Here is a 22960-nt window from a genome sequence, read left to right on the forward strand (position 1 = left end):
GTCAGGCAGCAATTCCAATGATGAAGATGGCAACAGATAGGGTGACATATTTCTATGACCTCATGGATTCAGCCTACGACGCAAAAACAATATACGATACAAGCAAAAATCTTGGACATGTACCAATAATAGACAAAAATCCTCGCCGTGGCAGCGTTTTACCAATGTCCACTGCAGAGGCTATAAGATATAATGAACGTACTACAATCGAAAGAGTCAATGGTAGATTGAAGACCGAATTTGGTGGAAATAATGTTTTGGTAAGGGGAAGCATGAAAGTAAAGATGCACTTGATGATCGGAATTGTTGTCTTATTTGCCGATCAAATGTTAAAACTGATAACCTAAACGATAAAAGATACCTAAAAAAAGGTTGTTTTAGCGGATGTTCTGCGCAAAAAAAGGCTTACTTCCTTTAAATATAAGGTTTTATAAAAGAAAATGTGTAAACACGTAGACACTAAAACTTGATTTTATTAGTGAGGCATGGTATAATACATTTCATGATAACTTATTAATATAGCAAAGAATTTTAAAATGTAGACACTATCAATTTTGAATAATCGTTTAGTGTCAAGGGGTTACACGATTTTTTACAGTCAAAACCCAGAACATCCGTTTTAGCATTATGAGGGAGAAATGCGTCTAAAATCAGAACAAATTGGCAATTATGTCCGATAAAATAGAAGATTTGGAGATTTTTATGTGAGTGAATAAAATTTAGACCTCATTAAAGATGAGAGAGTAGATATTTGTAGGGATTTTTGATTTCTTTTTGCAAGAGGCTCCATAACATGTACTTTTGCAAGAGGCTCGCTTGAAAAAACTTGACAATAGTACCTCCAGATGTGGTATGGTATTGAGTATGACATTGTCAGAATAAGCTTTAAGCAATATATAAAGAGGTCAAGGAGACTCCATCTGTGCCTCGATACCGCCCAAGTCTCCACAAGTAGGGGGGCTGAGTGGGGGGTGAGGGGGTCGTGTGCGACCTGGAGCGCCAAGGAGGCGGAGTTGCCCCCTTCTCTTTTTTGTAAGTCAGGAGGTTACCTGTACATTGGAGGAAAGATACAAACCAACGACAATAGAAGGCAAGTGGCAGAAATACTGGTCGGATAACAACGTCGATGTCACCGTAAAGGACCCTACACGACAGAAGTTCTACTGCCTGGAGATGTTCCCCTATCCATCGGGCAAGATTCACATGGGACACATCCGCAACTACGTCATAGGTGACGTCATCACACGCTACAAGCGCATGAGGGGGATGAGCGTGCTGCACCCCATGGGATGGGACGCCTTTGGTCTGCCTGCAGAAAACGCCGCAATCCTCAACAACGTCCACCCGCGGCAGTGGACACTGTCCAACATTGCCGCTATGAAGTCGCAGATCGCCTCAATTGGTTGCTCCTACGACTGGTCGCGTGAGCTGACCACCTGCCTGCCGGAGTACTACAAATGGAACCAGTGGTTCTTTATCCAGATGTACAACCGTGGGCTGGCCTACCGAAAGAAATCATTCGTCAACTGGTGCAATAGCTGTGGCACGGTTCTGGCCAACGAGCAGGTCATTGACGACAAGTGCTGGCGTTGTGACGACACGGTGGTGCAGAAGGAACTCGAACAGTGGTTCTTCCGGATCACCGCCTATGCCGAAGAACTCCTTCAGGGATGCGATACACTCAGCGGTTGGCCCGAGCACGTCGTTACGATGCAGAGAAACTGGATAGGCAAGAGCACGGGAGCAGAGGTCTTGTTTGCCGTGGAGGGCAGCGCCGAAACCATCAAAATATTCACGACGCGCCCTGATACGCTCTTTGGGGCAACGTTTGTCTGTCTGGCGCCGTTGCACCCGCTTACCAAAACCCTGACGGCGGACAAGGATGCCCTGAAACAAATCATCGACGCCTACGGCAAACCAGGTGAGACCGACGACGACGAAAAAATAGGCCTCTTCACCGGAAGCTATGCCATAAATCCCGTCAACAACGAAAGGATCCCCATATATATAGCCAACTTTGTCCTGATGGACTACGGTACCGGTGCCATCATGTCGGTACCGGCGCACGACCAGCGGGACTTTGACTTTGCCAGGAAGTATAATCTTCCGATCCGGCAGGTGATCGTGCCCCCTGGTGTTCAACCTGGTGCGGAGCTTACGGCGGCATACGAGGACAAGGGCACAATGCACAATTCTGGTGATTTTTCCGGCCTTGACAGCGAAGAGGTCAAGACTCTCATAACCAAATCACTGGAGAACCGTGGTCTGGGCAAGGCCGTCACCAACTACAAGCTCAGAGACTGGGGCATCTCACGGCAGCGTTTCTGGGGTACACCGATCCCGATTGTCTACTGCGACACGTGTGGCATAGTGCCGGTGAACCAGGATAAACTGCCGGTGATTCTGCCCGAGGACGTTGTCCTTACGGGCACGGGTGTATCTCCGCTTGCCGGGGTTGAGGGCTTTGTAAACACCGCCTGCCCCAAGTGCGGTGCAAGTGCCCGGCGCGAAACGGATACGATGGACACGTTTGTGGACTCGTCGTGGTACTTTATCAGATTCTGCTCACGGGCTGACGAGCCGCCGCTGAAGCAGGACAACATCGCATACTTTATGCCCGTAGACCAGTACATTGGCGGCGTGGAACATGCCGTGTTGCACCTGTTGTATTCGAGGTTTTTTACGCGCGTGTTGCGTGATATCAAGGTCGTCCGGTTTGACGAGCCATTTAAGAGGCTCCTGACCCAGGGGATGGTCTGCAAGGAGACGTGGAAGTGCCCTACGGATGGTTGGTTGTTCCCCGAACAGGTCAGGGATGGCAGGTGTCTGCTCTGTGACAGTGAGGTTGTGCGTGGCAGGACGGAGAAGATGTCCAAGTCCAAGAAAAACGTCGTAACCCCCGACGAACTCACCGCCAAGTACGGTGCTGACACGGCACGGGTGTTTTCGCTCTTTGCCGCCCCCCCCGAAAAGGACATCGAGTGGTCAGACCAGGGGGTTGAGGGCTCCTACAGGTTCCTAAACCGTTTATGGACTCTTATATACAACAACCTCGACTGCTTCACGGTCAAAAGCGCAGAGGCAACGGGCAAGATATTCAGAAAAACGCATCAGACTATCAGAAAGGTGACCACGTCCATCGAAAAGGACTATCACTTCAACACGGCTATAGCGTCGCTGATGGAGCTGCTCAATGAGTTGTCGGCCTTCAGGCCCGCAACGGATGAGGACCGTGCAACCATGGATGTGGCGCTGAGGTCGTTGATCCTGTTGTTGGCCCCGTTTGCCCCCCACGTGTGTGAGGAGTTGTGGGATGTGATTGGTGAGAAGCCGTCGGTCTTTAGTCATCCCTGGCCGCAGTGGGATGAACTTGCCGCCAAAGAGGAAGAGATCGAACTCGTCATCCAGGTCGATGGCAAGCTCAGGGCAAAACTGATGATCAGTGCAGACCTCCCTGACGACCAAAAAAAGGAACTCGCCCTCGGTAATCCAAAGGTTCAGGAGCACATCAAAGGAAAAACCATTAAAAACGTCCTCGTCGTGCGCGGTCGCCTCATAAGCATCGCTACCGGCGGTTAGCGACAGACATGAGAGAAAGAAAGAATGGAGGGCTCTGCTCCCCCTCAGACCCCCTCGTAAGGGGGATTGAGCCAGGGGCGGCTCGCCCCTCACGACCCCTTGACCCCGTAATGCTCACACGGTGTCTGATTATATTAGCCGTATTCATCATCTTACATGGCTGTGGTTATACGATTGTTAATCGAGGGAGTTTGGCTTTTGATACTGTAAGGATTGGCGATATAAGCAATGTTACGGTGGAGCCTAAGTTGCAGGACATGTTGTATTCGGCGTTGACGGAGCATCTTATGCGGCGTGGCGTTCGGGTCTCTGACAGTGCGGAAGCTGTTATTGAGGGCAGGATCAACTATTTTAATGTCTATACATTATCGGAGAAGAAGGGGTATGCCTCCGACTATGAGGTTATAGTCAAGGGGGATTTTACGTTGAAGCGGGACGGCAAGGATGTAAGGACGCTCAAGGGGGTGACGTCGGCGTTTTCGGAGACCTTTGACAGTGCGGAGCGCTTAAACAAGCTGGTGGCAAGCAAGGAGAGTGCCGATGCCAGGGCCATTGACAGCCTTGCCCTGCGCATTGTCATGGAACTGTTATACTAGGGGGATAATACTTAGTAACTGGGCATAAATAACTTACCCGTATCTATAAACTGCGTCTTTCTGTGGATGTTCATTTTCATAACTATATTGCAGTAACTCGTACATAGTCTTACCGACAAATACCATGACAAATATAAGTTTAAAGAGAAAAGTAGGAGAGAAACCTCTTACTTTCTTAAAATTAGACTTTTTATAATTGTCCCTATTTTGTATATAGTAAAGAATCTATCAACATAGGGTTTATGCTCTTGAGACTGTTGTAATGCTGTGTTCATTTTTTATACCTCTATTAGCATTAGTTTAATGTAATACTATTATACAACAAATAGAGATATACTTGTTATGTAATTCCTTATAGATAAAGAATGGATGCCTATTTTTTTAATGCTAAAGTTGAGTGTATATGTTATACTAAATATCAGGTGCAGAAAATGAATCTGTCTTTACGTATAAGATTTATTCTGTCAGTGTTTGTCGCACTGATGATAGGAGTAATTTGCTCATTGGGATTTTCCTATGCCTCATCAGATACTCCTGTTGACCCTCATTACTCGAAGTACGAATTTGTAAAAGGAGAAAACATCATAAACATGGGCGTTCAACCCATGGCATTGCCGGAAGTCATAACCACAGAGACCATGAGCCGTGATGTCGTGCTTTATGACATGCTCAGAGGGATGGGGCTTGAGATCAGATTTTTTCCATTCTTTAAGGGCGCTGATGTAAATCAGTTCCTCTTGCGGGGTGACCTCCAGGTGGGTGTAGGAGGTGATATGCCTGCCATTGTGGCTACTTCTACGGACAAGGTGGTTGTATCGTCTCTGATGCAGTATGGTTTAACCTCAATTGTTGCAAGGAAAAACATGAGGATAAAAGACTTGCGTGGTGCCAGAATAGGTTATCCCTTTGGCTCAAACGCCCACTATACCCTCCTTAGCGCCCTGGCCATAGGCGGCAATACGCCAAAAGACGCCCGACTTGTCAAACTGAATGTGACAGAGATGGTTGATGCACTTAAAACTCGCAAGATAGATGCCTTCTCCGCCTGGGACCCCGTAGTGACAGAGGCCCTGGTTACGCTGCCTGGTGTCGAGATTATCTACAACAAGGTTGTTTCCGGTTATCTCTATTTCAGGAAGGATTTCCGTAGCTCACATCCCGATGCCGTAGACGCCATAGTTGCCTCCGAGCTGAGGGCATTGAGATGGCTGCGAAAGAACAAAAACAACCTGCTAACGGCGGCGAAATGGGCATTAGATAAACAGGCGGCATTCAGCGGTGAGATATCACACGTAACGCCCGAGCAGATAGCCGCAATTGGCTTAAATGACCTGATCGGTATGAAGTCGGACCCAAGTCTGCCAATGGATGAATTTGCAAAGGGCGGCATGTTGCACGATGAGTTTTACTTTCTCAAGACGATAGGGGTTATACCACCCACGGCATCGCTGGATACCGTTTACAGGAACTTTGAGCCGGGCATTGTCGAGAGGATTACAAGCAATCCCACAAAATACAAGCTCAACCAATACCACTACAGGTAAGGCGGCGTTATGATAAACAGCATCCGTTTAAAGATCAGGGATACATTCAAGTTCAGTTTTAACATAAGAATATTCCTTGCGTTTGGTGTATTAATAGTCGTGACAATACTCAGCTCGGTATGCGTATACCTGTTTGGCATACCATATACGGGGATTGAGGGCATTTACAAGAAAAACACCTACCAGGCTGAGGACAACCTTAAAACATTTGCAGACCTGAAAAAACAACAACTGGTAGATTGGATAAATGATCGTATTGAGGATGCAGAGATAATATCCAAATCCTTTTATGCCGGGGCTACGTTGGAAAGATTTCTTCCCAGGATACAAGAATACAGACTCAGGTTCAGCATCCCGCAACTCTTTAAAGAGAAGCTCAGAGAGGATGAGGATTATAGACAACTGACACTATACCTTGATGAAATACAGTCTGTTTATTATGGTTACTATGAGAGTATATACATTGCAGATACGGTATCGGGGACTATCGTAGTATCAACCGAAGAGGACGAGATTGGCAGCCATGCCCATACAGACGAGCAAGACCTTAAGGCAGGGCAAGAGGGGGTGAGTTTAGTGAGAGACGCCCACGGCAATGAAGTTAATTTCGTCATATCCCGTATTATAAACACCTGCGCAGCTCCCCATACACCCTGTGCGGACAGGAGGTTTATGCTGCACATGCATGCCAACTTTAAAGGCGTCCTTGCGCCTGTCCTTGCTGCTAACGAGGGGTTAGGTAAGACCGCAGAGGTAGTACTCGTAGACAGAGGCGTGAGGACGTTGACACCACTGAAGTTTAAGCCTTCCGCCAAGGTGATGGAGTATCAGATTAGTGCCGCCCCGGCCAAACTTGCCGCAAGTGGCAATGAGGGCGTAATTGAGGCCATTGATTACAGGGGTAAATTAGTGTTGGCTGTCTTTCGGCATATATCCATTACGCCAAAAATAGCAATAGGCATGGTAGTCAAGATTGACAAGAAAGAGTTGATGGAACCGGTAGAGGATACAATTATTGCTACAATATGGTTGATGGTGTTTGGGGTGTTCTTGTTTACAGTGCTCACGTACTTTATTGCGCTGAGGATATCAAGGCCGATACTTGGACTGATTAAAGCGTCTAAGAATATCAAGAGTGGCGACTTAAGTATCCGTGCCCCAATTGATGTCTCCGGCGACTTGCAGATACTTGTTCATACCTTTAATGATATGCTTGCAAGCATTGAATATCAGCATAAAACCACGGAAACCATTGCCCATGTAACAAGAACCATACTTGATCCTAAATACGATAAACATGCCATCTCAAGGTTAGTGTACGATGAATCGTTAAGGCTTACGGACAGCAAACACGGTTATATCTCATTGATAGATGAAGGCACGGGCGATAATGGATATAACGCCATGTGGGGATACTCCTTAAATACGGCAGAGGGGTTTTACACAAACTCACCAAAAGAGCACACATCCTTTCGTGCACCAAAGGGGCACATAGAGATTAAGAATTTTCTGTCAGTGCCGGTAAAACTGGAGGACAGGATAATAGGACAGATAGCCTTGGCCGATTCTGCAAAGAATTATACGGAAATGGATTTGTCTGTCATCAACCGTTTGGCATTGATCTACGGTGTTGCCATAGCAAGAAAAGACGTTGAAGAGAGGCTGAGAGATAGCGAATACAGGTTTAGAACCATGTTTGAACAGGCCCCGGTTGGGATTGCCATCATCGCATCTCACACCGGTAATTTCATCCGGATAAATAAGACATATTGCGATATTGTAGGTTACTCTGAAAATGAGATGTTAAGCCTTGCGTTTCAAGAAATAACGCACCCGGAGGATATACAACCGGATTTGGACAACATGAGGCGTCTGATTAGTGGCGAAATATCTATGTTTAAGATGGAGAAACGATATATCAGAAAGGACGCAGAGGTAGTATGGGTGAACCTTACATGCGCCCCCCTATGGGCGGGAGAGGAGAAACCTGTATATCATCTTGCAATAGTTGAAGACATAACCGAAAAGAAGCAAATGTCAGAGACTGTAAAGGTGGAGAGGGATAAACTCAACGGGATAATGGAGACAATGCACGACGGCATATACATAGTAAACAAAGACTATGATATAGAGTTTGCAAACAGGGCAATAACAGAAGAATTCGGAGAGATAAATGCCTGCAAATGCTATGAGTACTTTCATAATGGGACAGGTCAGTGTTCGTGGTGTAAGAGAGATGAAGTGCTTGGGGGAAAGACTGTTACGTGGGAGTGGGATTGTCCAAAGAACCGTAAAATATACTCACACTTTGATACGCCGATAAGAAATATAGATGGTTCAATATCCAAGTTTGCAATCATCCATGACATCTCTGATATCAAGAATGCCCAGATGATAATGAAGAGGGAGCTTGATTTCCAGGCGGCAATAGCGGAGGTATCTGAAGCCCTGCTATCTCCTGGCAGGGACATCGTTGATATATCCCTTATAGTAAACAGACAGGCAATGAGTCTGACTGACAGTGTACACGGATATGTATCTGAGATAGACATAACAACAGGTGATGACGTAGGACATTCCATCACAGCGTTGATGAGAGACGGACAGTGCAACGTGGATACAAGACATAGAAGGTTATTTTTCCCAAAGGGTAAAGACGGCTATAATGCGCTATGGGGACATGCACTAAATACAAAGCAGGCGTTTTATACGAATAATCCTCAAGGACACATTGCATATGCAGGTTGTATTCCGGAGGGACATGTTTCATTAGAGAGATTTCTATCGGTCCCTGCAATCATAGGAGACAGGCTGATCGGCCAGATTGCCCTGGCAAATGCAGAGAGAGATTACATCGATGCTGATCTGGCCATCATAAAACGTCTTGCGTCTCTTTACGCTTTGGCGGTTGAACGTAAACGTATGGAAGAGGCACTGCACAGCTTAAATGACAACCTCAAAACCCTTGTACAGCAAGAGTCCTCAAAGAGACAAATGCAGGAGCAACTGCTGATACAACAATCCAAGATGGCGGCAATGGGAGAGATGGTAGGTCTTATAGCACATCAGTGGAAACAACCGCTAAACGCAATAGGGATAACAGTGCAAGACATGAAAGATGCCTATAGTTTTGGTGAAATTAACGAAGAATATATATGGCATACGGTTGATGTAACAATGGGTCAGGTCAACTTCATGAGTAAAACGATAGACGATTTCAGGAACTTTTTCAAACCATCAAAGCAAAAGGTACTATTTGACGTAAGGGAAGCGATCGATGAATTAATCTCAATGTTCATTGGAATATTTGCCAAGAACGACGTCAATATTAACCTGAGGGCTGACCATGGCTTAAAACTGAAGTCAGATGGCTACCCCAATGAATTTAAGCAGGTGATACTCAACATACTCAACAACTCCAAGGATGCTATTGTCTCTCTGCGAAGCAGCGGCAATAACATACAGGGTCAGATTGCAGTAGAGATAGCAAACGATGAAAGCAACGAGCGAATATTGGTTTCTATAAGGGACAACGGTGGCGGTATACCTGAAGACGTGACAGACAGAATATTTGAACCTTATTACACAACAAAAGGCTCAGAAGGCACGGGAATAGGGCTCTACATGTCCAAGACCATCATAGAAACAAACATGGGCGGCAGTCTTACAGTTAGAAATGTCAAAGATGGCGCTGAGTTTTTAATAACGTTACAGTCGTGTGGCTAAAGCAGCCATTTACAATACTTACCAGTCTTTTAGTACGGGGGGGGGGGTTKGCGTTTCCTTGTCTTTGAGGACGTTGCCTGATTGTTCGTACCGCAGCCCCTCAAGTAGCATTTCGGCCTCTTCCTTTGTCATAGTTCCCGGGGCACGACGGGAGGTGGCAGTGTCGGGGCGTTGGGCGTCATCCTTGCCCACCTGACCCTGCTGCTCATGCCTGGGGGATGAACCCTTGTCTTTACCTTCCGGGGATTTGTCCTGGGATTTGTCTTCTCCGGCGGAATCCTTGTGCCCTTTGTCCTTGTCTTTGTCATTTTGTTCTTTGTCTTTTTTACTCTTGTCGTTTTGAGCGGAGTCTTGTTTGTCCTGTTTTTTGTCTTGCTTTGGCTGGTTCTTTAACTTCTCTGACAACTCCCTTATCTTTTTATCGGTGAGTTCGTAATTGACCTTGGCATCCATGTCCTTTTCGTTAAGCTCAATGGCACGTTTGAAGTACTGCAGGGATTGTCGATACAGAGAAAGCGCATCGGAGGGGGCGGTCTGTTCAAGTCTTTTGCCGGCCATATATTTGGAGTTACCGATGTTGTAGTTTGCACGCATCTCCGCCGTGGGGTTTTTGCTAACGAGGGATTTGGTATAGTGCTCCACCGCCCCGACATAGTCTCCCTTGCGGTATGACTCTGCGCCTAGTCTGAAGTTTTGTACGTCAGAGCCAGTCCCGTCTGCTGTCGTCCCACAGAGAGCATTGCCCGCATACAGCACGACAGCCACAACAACCACGGCAACCCTCCACATCACGGCACCCTCCTGCGCTCCCCCAGCATCGACTCCACAATCAGCAACAGTACGGCCACGGCAAGGGGGATCTGAAAGCGTTCGTCATAGCGCTTTTTCATCTTTTCCTCGACACCCTTTTTTTCGGACTTGGACAGTCTGTCCCTGTAGATAAGGTCAAGGCCAAGGTCTGCCCCCCCTGCCCGGACGTAGGTACCCCCGGTGGCAAAAGATATCTGCTTGAGCGTCTCCTCATCCAGGGCCGTCTTGACGATGCCCCCTGCGGCATCCTTGACAAACGTCTTGCCGCCGCCGTCGTCGGTCACCTGGATAAGCTCACCCTCACGCGTACCGATGCCAATCGTGTAGATGACGATACCTGCCGATTTGGCCTTTTCTGCCGCCTCCAGGGCACCTCCCTCGTGGTCTTCGCCGTCCGTTATGAGGATGAGGGTCTTGTCCTTGGAGGGGTTGCCGGCATAGAGGGTGATGGCCTCGTCGATGGCGCTGCGTATGGACGTACCCCCCACGGGGATCGAGTTCACGCCGAGGTCGTTCAGGGCAAGCATAAAACCACCGTAGTCAACCGTCAGTGGCGAAAACACAAATGCCTCTCCCGCAAACCCGATCAGGCCAACGCGATCCCCCCTGAGTCGTTTGAGAAAATCCCCGATGGCCAACTTTGCCATTTGGAGTCTACTTGGTTTGATGTCGGTGGCAAGCATGCTCTTTGACGTATCCAGGGCGATCAGAATATCGGAGGAATACTGCCTGACCTCCTCAAGGTGAAAACCCCACTGTGGCCTCATCAGGGCCAGCGTGCAAAACACAAGTGCCGCTATCACCAGGGCGGCCTTTGCATGACGCATCCTTGCACTGACGGAGGGAGACAGGCTACTAAGCAGCGCCCTGGCACCAAAGCCGTCAAGCGCCTTGCCCCTGAGTCTCATTGCAAACACGTAAAAAAGGCCCACGCCACCTACAAACCAAAGTGCATGTGCCGCAGCTATATTGTCAAACCTCATCTTGTTTTTTATAACACAAATGCACCATCTTGTCAAGCGGGATTTCATCGGGGGGGTAGTACCACAATCAACCTTGGTTACCAAAGATTTAAGGCACTTTTATATTTTAGTAGTATGTCATTGTCACTGTGCTTAAGCGATCTGATCACGCCGGATTGGAGTGCTACCCAATACTCTATACATCACCCACGGTTGATTGGAGTGCTACCGATGGGTTTTGCCCAGCCTCAATAAAGCCATTTCTTTATCTCTATTGAGTACACACCAGGGGATACCTCATAGTTTTTTATAAGTGCCAGTTTATCTCTGTCCGGAAAGTTGTCATCTGGCATGATGTCTATCTTGATGTTGCTGGTGCCCTTTGCGATCTTGCCTTTTATGCGGGCATAGATGCCTTTCCCGGACAATGTTACAGACTCCGCCGTCAGTTGGGAATTTCTCAGGACAAACAGACCGTTTATGGCTTCAAAGTATTTCAGTGGCAGGTATATGCCGTGACTGTATATGTCGTTAAAGGCGAAGTCCATGATCTTGAATGACAACTCCCCAGTGTCCTTGTAAAAGGTGAAATCCCCCGATAAGGTACCATGCCCTTTTAAAGAGAACTTTTTCAGGTAATTAATCCCGGACAGCTCTATGTCATACATATTGCCACTTATATCTGCCAGGCCATCTTTTATAGTCCCGCTGCCATTTATGTGACCACCGCTTAAGCCGGCGTTAAAGGATACCTTCACGGTATTAAAGGGCAAAAAAACAGGATTGAGCCTTACCGTACAGTCCTGAAGTACAAGGATGTCGCTGTTTTTTGGCAATATCAACCTGATCTCTTTTATTCTGACGGCAAACAAGCCTTCCTTCCTGAGCTCGTTTACCTCTAGGACAAGGGGTCTCTCCACGGACGTCTTTAGCCAATTAACGATGAGTTCATCCGGGATGGCAATTGTCCAGACGCCAAAGAGTATGGCAGCGAATGTCACCGAAACAATTGCAATGCCAATAAATACCTTTGCAGTGAGAGTCATATTTTCAACTCTTTTCATTTCCGTGGCCCGGACGCCTCACTGACGTATGATACATCCACGGTGACGTCAAATTTCGTGGGGTCGGAGAAACCTTTTTTCATGTTCAGCCTCCTTATAAAAAGCCCTGTTGAGCCATGCTCCATTTTATACAGAACGTTTACCAGTTCATTGAGACTTACACCGTTTATCTTAAGCTCGGCATTTTCCTCCCTGAACTCCATAAACGCACGCTGCGCCTGCAGGGCAATGGTTGAACGCTTTTCCTTAAGCCCCAGTGAAGACACGACCTCGCCAATGCCTTGCAACAGCCCACCGGTACCAAGGCGCCTCCTGAGGGTACCCTGATCGCCTCTGAGACGTTCGTACTCGCTCAACAGGGCGTTGTATTGCAGAATGTTATCCTCTGTCCGCTTCAGCACGGACGTCTTTTGGTGCAAGACGTTAAGGGCAAAGATCAACAACAGCAGCAGCAGACATACCACGGCAGGGAGCACAACCACATTGCCCTTGAAATACTCACCCCCAAGCAGGGATGACTTCCATCTTCCCGTCATTGCCCCTGCCCCTCCGTATGCAGATATTCTGAAGTACCGGCGTGTATGCTAAAGATAACCTTGTTGTCGGTGGCAGTCTTGGTCTGCATTACGCTCACCTGCGACAATTTCACTGCAAGTTTGCCCTTGTACTGGTCAACATCGGATATCCTCAGGGCCTCACCCTTGAGTACCATCCCCTGAGACGACATGTCAACTTCGGTTAGCACCACACCGGAAGAACCAACGGAAGACAACACGGACAGATTTTGCAGCGGAGATATGCTTTCAAAAAAAGCCCTCTCTGCCTTGGCCTCCTTCACTTTGGCCTTGAGCTGGTACAACGGGTCAACTACCCTGGCGTCATCGACAAACACCCTCTTGTACGAAGTCTGCATATATGATTTTAACGTTTCAACGCGCTTGTTTACCAGATATATCTTGTAGCCCGTGTGCGATGCCACAAGAACAATAAGAAACGCCATCAGAAACAGGACTGTCCGCACCCCCCTCTGTGTCCTGACAACGTCCCTTGTGTATGCCAGCTCCCCCCGTGCCAGGTTCATCAGGGGGAGGTTCAACTCCTCCTGGCACATGTCCAGGCGCACACCCTCCGACAAACCAATATCATCATACAGGGAGTCAACCGAAAACTTGTTGATCTTGTACCTAAGCTCCAGCGATGTCACCACCTTAGGCTCTACGCCCAGCGCCTTCAACTCCGAAAGACGCCTCTGTAAAATCGCCTTGTCTATGTACACAACCAACACCTGAAACCTCTGACCACTGCCCTGTTGCCCCAGCACGATGCAGTCGGCTACGCAGGCATCATAGCTGCCACGGATAAGTCCCTCTATCGCGTAGGGCAGGGTCTCAAGTATCTTGTCCTTTTCCGAAAATGGCATCTCTATAATCCTGTAATTGAGGCTGTCTGCCCGTAAGCAGAGATAAGTGGTCAGTGTCCTGTCATTGAAGCGCTCCTTGAGTTCCCTGGGGGAATCACCTTCCCTCTGTAGGGTTATCGTCTGTTCGTGCGTGTATACCGATGCCTTGCGCCTGAATATATCCACGACAAGGATTGAGCCGGGGGTCGCTGACCCCGTGGTGTCTGCACCGGAGCTGATAAATGCCGCCTTCATTTTTTTTAAAACTCCTTCCAGTACAGGATCGTTTCCTTACTGCCCCCGATGATGGCCGTGGCCACGACATCCTTGACAATGTTGGCATTGGATGCCTCGGAGGTGATTGAGAAGGTGTCGCTCTTGACCTCGATTCTGCCAATCAGGGTCTTGCCGACGTGTTGCATCCCGGGGACGTTTTGTATGTCGGAGGTGATCGAAAACGGCGTCTTTTTGCGAAACTCCACGACGGCGTTGGCGAGGTTTTCATCGATGTCATCTGACAGACAGTACAGCACGGGTGGTTCTGCCGTGTTGATGTTTATCAGGCCGTCGCCATGGACGGTGATGTAGGGCAGGAGCTTTTTGTACGCATCGGGGGTGAGCTTTTTGATCTGCAACAGTTCGTCGGTGCTGAAGAGGTTTGCGTTTTTGGCGTCCTGTTCGGAGTTTGTGTATCGTTCTTCCCTGTCGGGGTCTATCCAGTCTGCTACGTAGTATGCGATATCCTGGTTGATGTCAAGGCGTTTGAGCAGACGCTTGAAGCATGTCAGGGCAAACTCGTTTGTCTTTCCGTTTTGACTGATCAGCGTGTTGACATTGAATCTGGCGTTTTCGTCCTTTACGCTGATAACGAGGTTGTCATTGCCCTCCGGGGTAGCGTCCTCGGCGGAGGCAATTGGGCCAACGGGGAGCGTGGTGGCATTGAAAGTGGTATATTTGACGGTTCTTATATAGTCCTGGAGGTATTTTATCGCCAACTCGACGCCGGAGGATGCCAGCAGGGAAAGCCTCTGTCCGTCACGATAGTTGTAGAGCAGGTTGGTGCCCACGTAGACGCTGTAGGCAAACTCCACGATCATCGTCAGCAACAGGGTCAGCACCAGCAGCGTCAGGATAACAATGGTGCCCTGGGACTGTCTCAGTGGTTGCGTTAATGCAGAGATGACTAAAACCTCCTGGTTATTCTGGGATAAAAGGTTTCGGACAGGGTCAGAGGGGCACCCCTGAGATAGATGGTAAGCGTGGTCCGGATGTATGTTGGCATTCTGGCATTGATGACCGTATCCCATGTCTTAACGGCGACCTTGGGGTCAGCGACCCCTGGCTCAATGTTTGCGGCACTGTCGTCAAAGACCTCCACCGTAAAGTCCCGTATGTTATCGACGACCTCGACCTTGACAGGGGGTATGTTGACCCCTGAGGGTTGGACGCTTTTGTACAGGGAGAGTTTTTTGTTTGTTTGCTCTTCAACGTAATAAGCCACGTGTTTATAGCTCGTTCCCGCCCCGGCAAACGTCGTCATGTATATGCCCGATGTCTGTTGCGCCCGGATGTCACGGTCGATTACCCTAAACCGTCCCATGTCCTTGTTGGTTGAGTAAAATGACGATTCGACTTCTTTTCGCATTGTCTCAAAGAGTTCCCTACTCTCCTGGAGTTTCCACATGTAATCGTCCATGCCGCCTATTGCCCGTTCAGACAAGAAATATGTATTATAGAGAGCCAGCGATATCACCGAAAACAGAGATACCGCCACCAAGACCTCAACGAGTGTAAAACCTCTCATTGTTTCTTGTAAAATGTCCTTAAAACAACATGTTCCTTTTCTTTCTTCACGATTATCTCCACCACCAGAACATCGGGCACGGGGCTGTCATGATTTTTCAGTTCAAAGGCATAATTGTCAAAAGGCGCAGGGAACCTACCGCTATCCTCTGTCACGTTTAACCTAAGCGATTGAGAGAGCTTCTCCCTTGCCAGCAGAGATGCCACCGTTATCACCTCATGTCGCTGCACAACGAACAGATTGTAGTTTAACGCATGAATCAGCGTAACTAATACGCCACCCAAGATCGCAAGGGCAATTAGTACCTCCAGCAGGGTGAAGCCATCTTTCCTCATTCATTAAAAAGCTGCTAAACTACCTGCTACACCCCCCAATTGACAGAACGTAACCACACAACACCCTTTCGGCACCCTTGATGTTAGACGAACTCTACCGACAGACGGTTGAGATAGTCTGTCAGTTCCGCTGCGACAGTCTTTATCCTGCCCGAATCCTTCAAAGCGGCAGCCGTCTCCAGTGCCTGCCCTAGCTGTGACAGGGCCTCCATGCCAAACCCCTCGGACATCTTCTTCATTCCACTACCAAGCATCTTGATAGAGTCATAGTCACCTTTGCCAACAGAACCGAGTACCTCTGAGATATCCCTGCGTCTTTTTTCAAGGAACGTGTCCACCTGTCTTTTAAACTTGGCCTCTACGCTTACAACAATCTTCTCTGCCTCTGCAGCCATTAAATACCTCCCAAAAAATATATTTCACCTGTATTGTCTCAACATTCAGGTAGGTATTATAACCAAAGCGGTCAAGTTAAAACAACAGAAAAAAACGGGTAGGTGCATAAATTTTTATATGAAACAATTTTGTGGATGTGGACTGGCAATTTGACAAAATGATGACAATTTATTATAGTAGAAGGCCAAACTGTTTATTGTAAAAGCCACTGATATGTAAAAGGAATTTAAGTATATGAATAAAGTAGTAATACACGGTACGAAGGATTCACAGCGGGTCTCATCGAGGGTGCTTGAGACTCGGATACAGGAAGCGGTCAGGGCCGGGGCGCGCGACATCGAGGTCATAGCGGACGGCCAACACGCCATCGGAGGGCGCATATGGCCCCGGGGCGAGACCGTCAGGTTCAGGGTCGAGGGACAGGCCGGGCAGAGGCTCGGCAGCATGGGGATGTTCGGCACGGAGATATTCGTTGCAGGAAACGCCTCCGACGACGTTGGATGGCTCAACTGCGGGGCAAACATAACCGTCCTGGGCGATGTCACAAACGGCGCTCACAATGCCGCCGCTCAAGGACGACTCTACGTTCAGGGCAGCGGGGGGGCACGGTGCGACACCATGACAAAGCACAACCCCAAGTTTGATCCGCCGGAGTCCTGGTACTTCAGGGACGTGGGTGATACCTTTGCCGAGTTCAAGGCCGGAGGGATTGCCGTGGTGTGTGGGGTCAATCCACGCAACCCAAAGAACATACTCGGCTATCGACCATGCGTTGGAATGGTTGGTGGTGTGGTCTATTTCCGTGGCCCCATTGCGGGCTACAGCGAGTCGGACGTCAGACTCCTCGAACTTACCGACCAGGACTGGCAGTGGCTGACGGAGCGCATGAGACCATACCTGGAGGCAATCGACAGAGTCAACTACCTCGACGAACTCACCGCCTCAAAGGGCGATTGGAGAAAACTCCTGCCATATACCGCCGCTGAACGCTCAAAAAAACGACCGTTTAAGATGACCATCGCCGACTTCCGCAAGGACGTCTGGGACAAGGGCGTGGGACAGGGTGGCATATTCGCCCCACATCTTAGTCATCCGCTGACCGTCCTGCCCTACGTGACAAGCGGCGCAGACAGGCGCAACAAACCACTGTGGAACAACAAAAAGTATGCCCCGCCGTGCCAGGCGTACTGCCCAAGCGGGATACCGACACAGAAACGCACGGCGTTGATCAGGGCAGATAAGTTGCACGAGGCCCTGGAGCTGATTCTTCAGTACTCGCCGTTGCCCGCAACGGTCTGTGGCGAAATCTGTCCCAACCCCTGCATGGATGCCTGCACGAGAAAACACCTCGACAGACCTCTGAACATCAAGGGACTTGGCAGGGTCAGCTTTGACGTCAAGGCTCCGGTTGCCGCACCAAAGACCGGCAAACGTGTGGTGGTAATCGGCGGCGGTCCCGGCGGCCTTTCGGCGGCCTGGCAGTTGGCACTCAAGGGACACGACGTAGACCTATACGAGGCCGAAGACAAACTCGGTGGCAAGGTCGAGCTGTGCATCCCCAGGGAGAGACTCCCGCATGAAATCCTCACACACGAGCTGGAACGGTTTAAGTCTGTCGGGATCAACGTGACCCTGAACTCCAGGGTGGATGCCGGTAAGTTTAAAGAGATACATGACACACACGATATAGTAGTTGTGGCCTGTGGGGCACACAGACCGCGCAAGTTAAACATGCCCGGAGTGGAAGACACCATAAACGCCTACGATTTCCTCAAGGCGATAAACATGAACTCACCAGAGCCAACATGTCGTCCCGACCTCAAGGGCAAGAGCGTGGTGGTCATCGGTGCCGGCAACGTGGGAATGGACGTAGCCGCCTCTGCCTATGCCTGTGGCGCTAAAGAGGTCACGGCCATTGACGTCCAGAGGCCTGCGGCATTTGGCAAGGAACTGGAGATCGCCGTGGCACTGGGGACAAAGGTCGTGTGGCCCAAGTTCACTCAGAGGTACGCAAAGGACGAAGGAAAGCTCTACGTTAGTGATAAAGAGGGCAATGAATCATCCATCGATGCCGACGTGGTTATTGTCAGCGTTGGAGACACGCCCGTAACCGATTTCCTGCCTCCGGGCGTACAGGTGGACAAAAACGGCTGGATACAGTCCGATGAGGCAGGCTTTACAAGCGACTCAAAGGTCTACGCCATCGGTGATGCCACACGCCTGGGACTGGTCACCCACGCCATCGGGCATGGCATCAAGGCCGCAGATGCAATAAACACCCTCCTGGCCGGACGCTCCTACTACAGACCACAGTCGAAGTTGCCCATCCCCTATGCCAGGATCAAGGAAGCCTACTACGAGCAGTGCAAGGATGATACCTTTACCTTTAAGGGTGAATCAAACCGGTGCATGTCCTGTGCCGTGTGCAGGGACTGTCACATGTGTGAGGCCGTATGCTATCAGGGTGCCATTAGCCGTAGGGAACCCGACAGCGGTGGCTACGAGTACGTGGTGGATGACAAGAGCTGTATCGGATGCGGTTTCTGTGCCGGTGTGTGTCCGTGCGGTATCTGGGAAATGGTTGAGAATATGTAGATACAGGCTGAATTATAAGAAAAGAAAGAAAGGGGTGGTTTGTGGCAGGGGTGCCCCACCCCCTCCGCCCCCCTTCAGAACCCCCCGCAAGGGGAGGGGCGAGGCGCCCCGGCCACGAAGAAGTCCCCTTGACCCCATAAAAATGCCGTGTGTTTTGTAGTTAATCAAATCGAAATCTACGATATATCATTTCCACTATTGACTATGCATGGTTTGTAATATCTTTCTTTTTTTCTTCCCTGGCTTGTTTAATTTGTTCGTTGACGATCGCCATAACTTGCTCTTCTGATAGATTGGCATAAGGGTTCTCAGAGATTTCATCATAAATCTCGTGGAGTTTTTCAACGACCTGTTTCCTCCTGATTGCTATCTCCACAGGACGAACTATGACCCCTTCTTCGTTTTCAACTACCTCAAGAAAATCACCTTCCTGTATATTGAAACGCTTACGAAACTCAGTCGGCAAGGTAATCTGAAAGTTTCTGTTAACCTTACTTAATGTTGCGTTTTCCTTATTCATAGTCATTTTCCTACAGTTATCGTATACATGATTATTATTGTACATAAGTTGAGCTTTGAAAGGCAAGGGTACTGTTATTTATGAACCAACTTTACTTGAAAATACACTAAATTATAGTGTTCAATATAAATTGTGAAGGGTAAGGATTTGATAAAGCAGCTCGTAAAGGCACCTCCTGCAGGCTGCAGGAGTCTCCTTGACAACAGACGGGGAATAGGTTTATATTCTATACAAAATGATTGGCTGGATAAACCGCTTTGCGGATAAACTCGTAACAAACAGACACATGATAAAATGTCTGGTGGTGCGTGAGCTGAAAAGTCGCTATGCCGATTCGCTCATCGGCTCTTCCTGGGCCATCCTGCATCCCGTTGCAACGGTGGCTACGTACACGTTTGTCTTTTCATACGTGTTGAAGGCCAAACTGGGGCAAGGTGCAGGAACCGGCAATTTTTTATTGTGGCTGCTCAGTGGCATCCTGCCGTGGTTCTTCTTTTCTGAGACCATACAGCGCTCCCTGCACATACTGATCGAAAACAAAACGCTTATCACAAAGAGCGTCTTTCCGGCGGAGCTTTTATTGTTGAGCAACCTGCTGGCCAACCTGGTAAAACACGGGATCATGTTTATCGTAGTAATGTTGCTGATACTGGTAACAGACAGGAGACTGCCGTACATGCTCTGGTATCTGCCTGTGTATGTGGTGCTTTTGAGTCTCTTTACCGTCGGACTGGGGTGGTGTCTCTCTGCGGCCTACGTCTATGTCAGAGACGTCGGACAGGTGCTCAACGTGGTAATTGGTCTGTGGTTTTTCTACACCCCCATTGTGTATGAGCCGTCCAATATTCCCGTGGGATTGCAGCCGCTTCTGAGGATAAACCCCCTGTATCACATCGCAGAGGGATACCGGGTTTCCATGCTGGGGGTGCAGATACCGCCGGAGGGATTTTATGGCGGATTACTATACCTGGGGGTGTTGAGCGTTGTCATCTGTATCGTTGGAGGCATCGTGTTTAAGTACCTCAAGCGGGACTTTGCGGAGATGCTGTGAACGCCGATACCCTCGTGCAAAACCAAAAGGCGATCTCTGTCATAGGTCTGAGCAAAAAGTACAGGATATACGCAAATGCCCGCGACAGGCTAAAAGAGCTGTTAAGTCTCAACAAACGCATCTGTCACCGGGAGTTCTGGGCGCTGAATAACGTAACATTTGACGTAAACCGCGCCGAGGCAGTGGGCATCCTGGGCAGCAACGGCTGTGGCAAGAGCACGCTGTTGCAGATCATCTGCGGCATACTGAGTATGACCTCCGGAGTGGTGATCAAACATGGCCGAATTTCGGCACTTCTGGAGCTGGGGGCCGCCTTTAATCCGGAATTCACTGGCAGATCAAACGTCTACGTAAACGGCGCCCTGATGGGTTACTCCAGGCAGGAGATGGACGCCCTGTTGCCCTCTATTGTGGAGTTTGCCGACATCGGGCAGTTCATAGACCAGCCAATGAAGATATACTCTACGGGGATGTACGTGCGCCTTGCCTTTGCCTGTGCGGTGGTTACGAGGCCGGACATCCTGGTCGTTGACGAGGCCCTGAGTGTGGGTGACATCTTCTTCCAGCAGAAGTGCTTCAGGGCCATACGTCGGATAATAGACGAGGGCACAACGTGCCTGTTTGTCTCCCACGACATGGAGGCGGTACGATTTCTGTGCGACAGGGCCGTGATATTAAAAAGCGGAGAGGTTGACTTCATTGGTCCGGCAGTAGAGGCCATCAATAAATATGCCGCATCTCTCAACGTAAAGAAGACGCATGTCAGCACTGCCCTTGTTACGCCGCCGGAGTCGGAGGCATCCTCCCGTATCGGGGCATTGATGACGCCCGAAGATATCTTGGCACATAACGTTCTTGACGATATATCCGTCGTTGATAATGGTGGCAGGGTTGTCAGACACGGAGCCGGCGGGATGTTGTTTCTTGCCCTGCGTGTGACCAATGAGGCCGGCCTGGATACGCTGGCCGTCGAGCTGATGCGGTATCTGGATTTTCACGTCCTGGTCAGGGCAAACGAGGCGATAGTTGACCCCAATGTGGCGGTTACGTTGTTTGACCGGCTTGGCAATTTCGTCTTTGCCGGCGGTGCCAGACAGGTTGGACACAGGTTGCCGGACATGTCTGCCGGTGATAGCCTGGTAGTGCGTCTGAGGCTGACCTTTACCGTAAAGCCGGGGTACTACACCTTTGGTATCGGGGCGTCAGAGCCATCGGAGTCGGGCGTCTGCCACCATGACAGGTTAGATGGTCTGGGTCCCGTCATCGTGACATTTGACGAAACCAATGAGTTGCCATTTCACGGCATGACAATGATGCCCCTTGAGGTGGGACATCGTGGGCAACGTCACTTTCAACATGGCAGTGCACCGATGCCTGAGATGAACCCAACGGTGTTGAGCCTGTGAGGATACACGTAGCATTTTCAGGGCTTGGCGCCGGAAACATCGGCGACGAGGCAATGATGCAGGGGTTTCTGTCCATACATCCGCTGCCGGAGGGAACCACCATAGAGGTCTGGGACAAGGATGAGCCGGCGCTCAGACAGTTCCCTGCCGGGTTAAGGTTTGTCAACTACAGGGATGAGGCAACGTGCAACAAGCTATATAAATCGGCCGATGTCGTACTTATAATTGGGGCCACGATAGTCAGCGAAATGCAGGGAACGGACTGGCCGCTGAGGATATTGGGGCAAAAGTACAAACGCTGCCACACATTGTCAGTGCCCTGTCATGCCGTGGCAGTGGGGGCAGACCTCATAAAATCTCACGAGGGCAGGGAGCTCTTCACTGATGGCTATTTGAATATAGCATCATGGACGCTACGCAGTACACGGAGCAGGGACAATATAGCAGGGCTTGGTGTTGCAAGGGAGTGTACCTTGGTGGCAGCCGACCTGGCCTGGTTGACCCCGCTTGAGGGTGTTGACAGGGATTGGGCGCAACGCTGCTGGCAGCGGATGGGGTGGACAATGGGCACTCCATTGGTTGGCGTTAACATGGTCAACGAGCGTTGGCATGACAACGACGTCATAAAGACACAGTTTGCACAGGCACTGGACAACCTGGCACAGGCAGACGCAATACAGACGGCGTTTCTGTGCAACGAGGTCCGTGATGAACAGGCTTATGATAAAGCGGCAGCCCTTTCGGTTGCATCCCGCATGAAGTCAAGGCCAATTTTGGTGCCCAATACATACTTTACGCCTCAGCAAATGATAGCCCTACTGTCCTTTTGTGATGTAACAGTTTCGTGGCGGTATCATTTCACGCTATTGAGCTTCCTGGCCGGTGCTTACCCGTTGTCTGTCATCAGGGGGGAGAAGCTGCAGGAGTTGTCTGACGATATCGGTACAATAAGCCTCGGTATACCGGAGTCTGTTACAGCGGAGGTACTTGCAGGCAACATACGTCAATCGCTATGCCGCAACGAGGCATCAATGACCAAACAGGCTGCTGTAATTGACATAATGCGTCAACGCAGTAAACTCAATGACCATTTTATTAAATAAAACGTAATAGATAAGCTATTAAAAAAAGCATGGTAAAATGGGGTCAAGGGGACTTCTTCGTGCCCGGGGT

18 protein-coding genes and 1 pseudogene are annotated in these 22960 nt (G+C 49.4%); 9 read left to right on the forward strand and 10 right to left on the reverse strand.

The features are described from left to right. The 5 genes and pseudogenes from Mcas_RS18435 to Mcas_RS15990 all read left to right on the forward strand — a co-directional run. Window positions 1-347 (forward strand): annotated as a pseudogene (locus Mcas_RS18435) (IS5/IS1182 family transposase); the annotation flags it as partial. A gap of 709 nt (window positions 348-1056) precedes the next feature. Next, the gene (leuS, locus tag Mcas_RS01030) at window positions 1057-3579 is read left to right on the forward strand and encodes a leucine--tRNA ligase (RefSeq protein ID WP_040333535.1); all 2523 of its coding nucleotides are present in this window, start codon (window positions 1057-1059) and stop codon (window positions 3577-3579) included. 191 nt (window positions 3580-3770) lie between these two features. Next, a complete protein-coding gene (gene lptE, locus Mcas_RS01035) occupies window positions 3771-4175 on the forward strand; it encodes an LPS assembly lipoprotein LptE (protein ID WP_040333536.1) in 405 nt (134 codons plus the stop codon). A 503-nt stretch (window positions 4176-4678) separates the two neighbouring features. Then, the gene (locus tag Mcas_RS01040) at window positions 4679-5719 is read left to right on the forward strand and encodes an ABC transporter substrate-binding protein (RefSeq protein WP_040333538.1); all 1041 of its coding nucleotides are present in this window, start codon (window positions 4679-4681) and stop codon (window positions 5717-5719) included. 9 nt (window positions 5720-5728) lie between these two features. Then, entirely contained in the window at window positions 5729-9445 is a 3717-nt protein-coding gene (locus tag Mcas_RS15990) for a PAS domain S-box protein (RefSeq protein ID WP_052566664.1), read from the forward strand. 18 nt (window positions 9446-9463) lie between these two features. Here the strand turns inward: Mcas_RS15990 and Mcas_RS01050 are convergent, their stop codons facing one another. The 9 genes from Mcas_RS01050 to Mcas_RS01090 all read right to left on the reverse strand — a co-directional run bounded on the left by Mcas_RS01050 (window position 9464) and on the right by Mcas_RS01090 (window position 16214). Further along, the gene (locus Mcas_RS01050; protein WP_156032981.1) at window positions 9464-10237 is read right to left on the reverse strand and encodes a hypothetical protein; all 774 of its coding nucleotides are present in this window, start codon (window positions 10235-10237) and stop codon (window positions 9464-9466) included. Further along, on the reverse strand, window positions 10234-11238 hold the full coding sequence (locus Mcas_RS01055) for a VWA domain-containing protein (protein ID WP_040333541.1): 1005 nt from the start codon (window positions 11236-11238) through the stop codon (window positions 10234-10236). The genes Mcas_RS01050 and Mcas_RS01055 overlap by 4 nt, the downstream gene beginning before the upstream one ends. 227 nt (window positions 11239-11465) lie before the next feature. After that, a complete protein-coding gene (gene gspN / locus Mcas_RS01060) occupies window positions 11466-12281 on the reverse strand; it encodes a type II secretion system protein GspN (protein ID WP_040333542.1) in 816 nt (271 codons plus the stop codon). Continuing rightward, the gene (locus tag Mcas_RS01065; protein ID WP_040333543.1) at window positions 12278-12817 is read right to left on the reverse strand and encodes a hypothetical protein; all 540 of its coding nucleotides are present in this window, start codon (window positions 12815-12817) and stop codon (window positions 12278-12280) included. The genes gspN and Mcas_RS01065 overlap by 4 nt, the downstream gene beginning before the upstream one ends. After that, the gene (locus Mcas_RS01070) at window positions 12814-13935 is read right to left on the reverse strand and encodes a hypothetical protein (RefSeq protein WP_040333544.1); all 1122 of its coding nucleotides are present in this window, start codon (window positions 13933-13935) and stop codon (window positions 12814-12816) included. The genes Mcas_RS01065 and Mcas_RS01070 overlap by 4 nt, the downstream gene beginning before the upstream one ends. A 5-nt stretch (window positions 13936-13940) precedes the next feature. Continuing rightward, on the reverse strand, window positions 13941-14954 hold the full coding sequence (gspK, locus tag Mcas_RS01075; RefSeq protein ID WP_268748980.1) for a type II secretion system minor pseudopilin GspK: 1014 nt from the start codon (window positions 14952-14954) through the stop codon (window positions 13941-13943). After that, window positions 14864-15484 carry a PulJ/GspJ family protein gene (locus Mcas_RS01080; protein WP_040333546.1) on the reverse strand — a complete coding sequence of 207 codons (621 nt, stop codon included), beginning with the start codon at window positions 15482-15484 and terminating at the stop codon, window positions 14864-14866. The genes gspK and Mcas_RS01080 overlap by 91 nt, the downstream gene beginning before the upstream one ends. Further along, complete coding sequence (locus Mcas_RS15995) at window positions 15481-15819, reverse strand: type IV pilus modification PilV family protein (RefSeq protein WP_052566665.1); 339 nt, start codon at window positions 15817-15819, stop codon at window positions 15481-15483. The genes Mcas_RS01080 and Mcas_RS15995 overlap by 4 nt, the downstream gene beginning before the upstream one ends. A gap of 83 nt (window positions 15820-15902) precedes the next feature. Continuing rightward, window positions 15903-16214 (reverse strand): hypothetical protein, encoded by a 312-nt coding sequence (locus Mcas_RS01090; protein ID WP_040333547.1) that lies wholly within the window; start codon window positions 16212-16214, stop codon window positions 15903-15905. A 235-nt stretch (window positions 16215-16449) separates the two neighbouring features. Between Mcas_RS01090 and Mcas_RS01095 the strand changes: the two genes are divergently transcribed. After that, a complete protein-coding gene (locus Mcas_RS01095) occupies window positions 16450-18810 on the forward strand; it encodes an FAD-dependent oxidoreductase (RefSeq protein WP_040333548.1) in 2361 nt (786 codons plus the stop codon). 202 nt (window positions 18811-19012) lie between these two features. Here the strand turns inward: Mcas_RS01095 and Mcas_RS01100 are convergent, their stop codons facing one another. Further along, window positions 19013-19330 (reverse strand): AbrB/MazE/SpoVT family DNA-binding domain-containing protein, encoded by a 318-nt coding sequence (locus Mcas_RS01100; RefSeq protein ID WP_156032983.1) that lies wholly within the window; start codon window positions 19328-19330, stop codon window positions 19013-19015. A gap of 235 nt (window positions 19331-19565) precedes the next feature. Between Mcas_RS01100 and Mcas_RS01105 the strand changes: the two genes are divergently transcribed. Genes Mcas_RS01105 through Mcas_RS01115 form a run of 3 tightly spaced genes read left to right on the forward strand, consistent with a single transcriptional unit; the run spans window position 19566 to window position 22890 of the window. Next, window positions 19566-20381, forward strand: a complete 816-nt coding sequence (locus Mcas_RS01105) for an ABC transporter permease (protein WP_040333550.1) — start codon at window positions 19566-19568, stop codon at window positions 20379-20381. Further along, complete coding sequence (locus Mcas_RS16000) at window positions 20378-21787, forward strand: ABC transporter ATP-binding protein (RefSeq protein ID WP_052566666.1); 1410 nt, start codon at window positions 20378-20380, stop codon at window positions 21785-21787. The genes Mcas_RS01105 and Mcas_RS16000 overlap by 4 nt, the downstream gene beginning before the upstream one ends. Then, window positions 21784-22890, forward strand: a complete 1107-nt coding sequence (locus tag Mcas_RS01115; protein ID WP_040333551.1) for a polysaccharide pyruvyl transferase family protein — start codon at window positions 21784-21786, stop codon at window positions 22888-22890. The genes Mcas_RS16000 and Mcas_RS01115 overlap by 4 nt, the downstream gene beginning before the upstream one ends. Window positions 22891-22960: the final 70 nt, after the last annotated feature.

Origin of the sequence: Candidatus Magnetobacterium casense (assembly GCF_000714715.1) — a bacterium.
Taxonomy (GTDB): domain Bacteria; phylum Nitrospirota; class Thermodesulfovibrionia; order Thermodesulfovibrionales; family Magnetobacteriaceae; genus Magnetobacterium; species Magnetobacterium casense.

Excerpts from the sequence above, each read along its gene's own strand:
- Mcas_RS01105 (WP_040333550.1), top strand. The coding sequence starts at position 19,566 with ATGATTGGCTGGATAAACCGCTTTGCGGATAAACTCGTAACAAACAGA.
- Mcas_RS01090 (WP_040333547.1), bottom strand. The coding sequence starts at position 16,214 with ATGGCTGCAGAGGCAGAGAAGATTGTTGTAAGCGTAGAGGCCAAGTTT.
- Mcas_RS01100 (WP_156032983.1), bottom strand. The coding sequence starts at position 19,330 with ATGAATAAGGAAAACGCAACATTAAGTAAGGTTAACAGAAACTTTCAG.
- Mcas_RS01080 (WP_040333546.1), bottom strand. The coding sequence starts at position 15,484 with ATGAGAGGTTTTACACTCGTTGAGGTCTTGGTGGCGGTATCTCTGTTT.
- Mcas_RS01055 (WP_040333541.1), bottom strand. The coding sequence starts at position 11,238 with ATGAGGTTTGACAATATAGCTGCGGCACATGCACTTTGGTTTGTAGGT.
- gspN (WP_040333542.1), bottom strand. The coding sequence starts at position 12,281 with ATGAAAAGAGTTGAAAATATGACTCTCACTGCAAAGGTATTTATTGGC.
- Mcas_RS01095 (WP_040333548.1), top strand. The coding sequence starts at position 16,450 with ATGAATAAAGTAGTAATACACGGTACGAAGGATTCACAGCGGGTCTCA.
- Mcas_RS01070 (WP_040333544.1), bottom strand. The coding sequence starts at position 13,935 with ATGAAGGCGGCATTTATCAGCTCCGGTGCAGACACCACGGGGTCAGCG.
- Mcas_RS01065 (WP_040333543.1), bottom strand. The coding sequence starts at position 12,817 with ATGACGGGAAGATGGAAGTCATCCCTGCTTGGGGGTGAGTATTTCAAG.
- Mcas_RS15990 (WP_052566664.1), top strand. The coding sequence starts at position 5,729 with ATGATAAACAGCATCCGTTTAAAGATCAGGGATACATTCAAGTTCAGT.
- Mcas_RS15995 (WP_052566665.1), bottom strand. The coding sequence starts at position 15,819 with ATGAGGAAAGATGGCTTCACCCTGCTGGAGGTACTAATTGCCCTTGCG.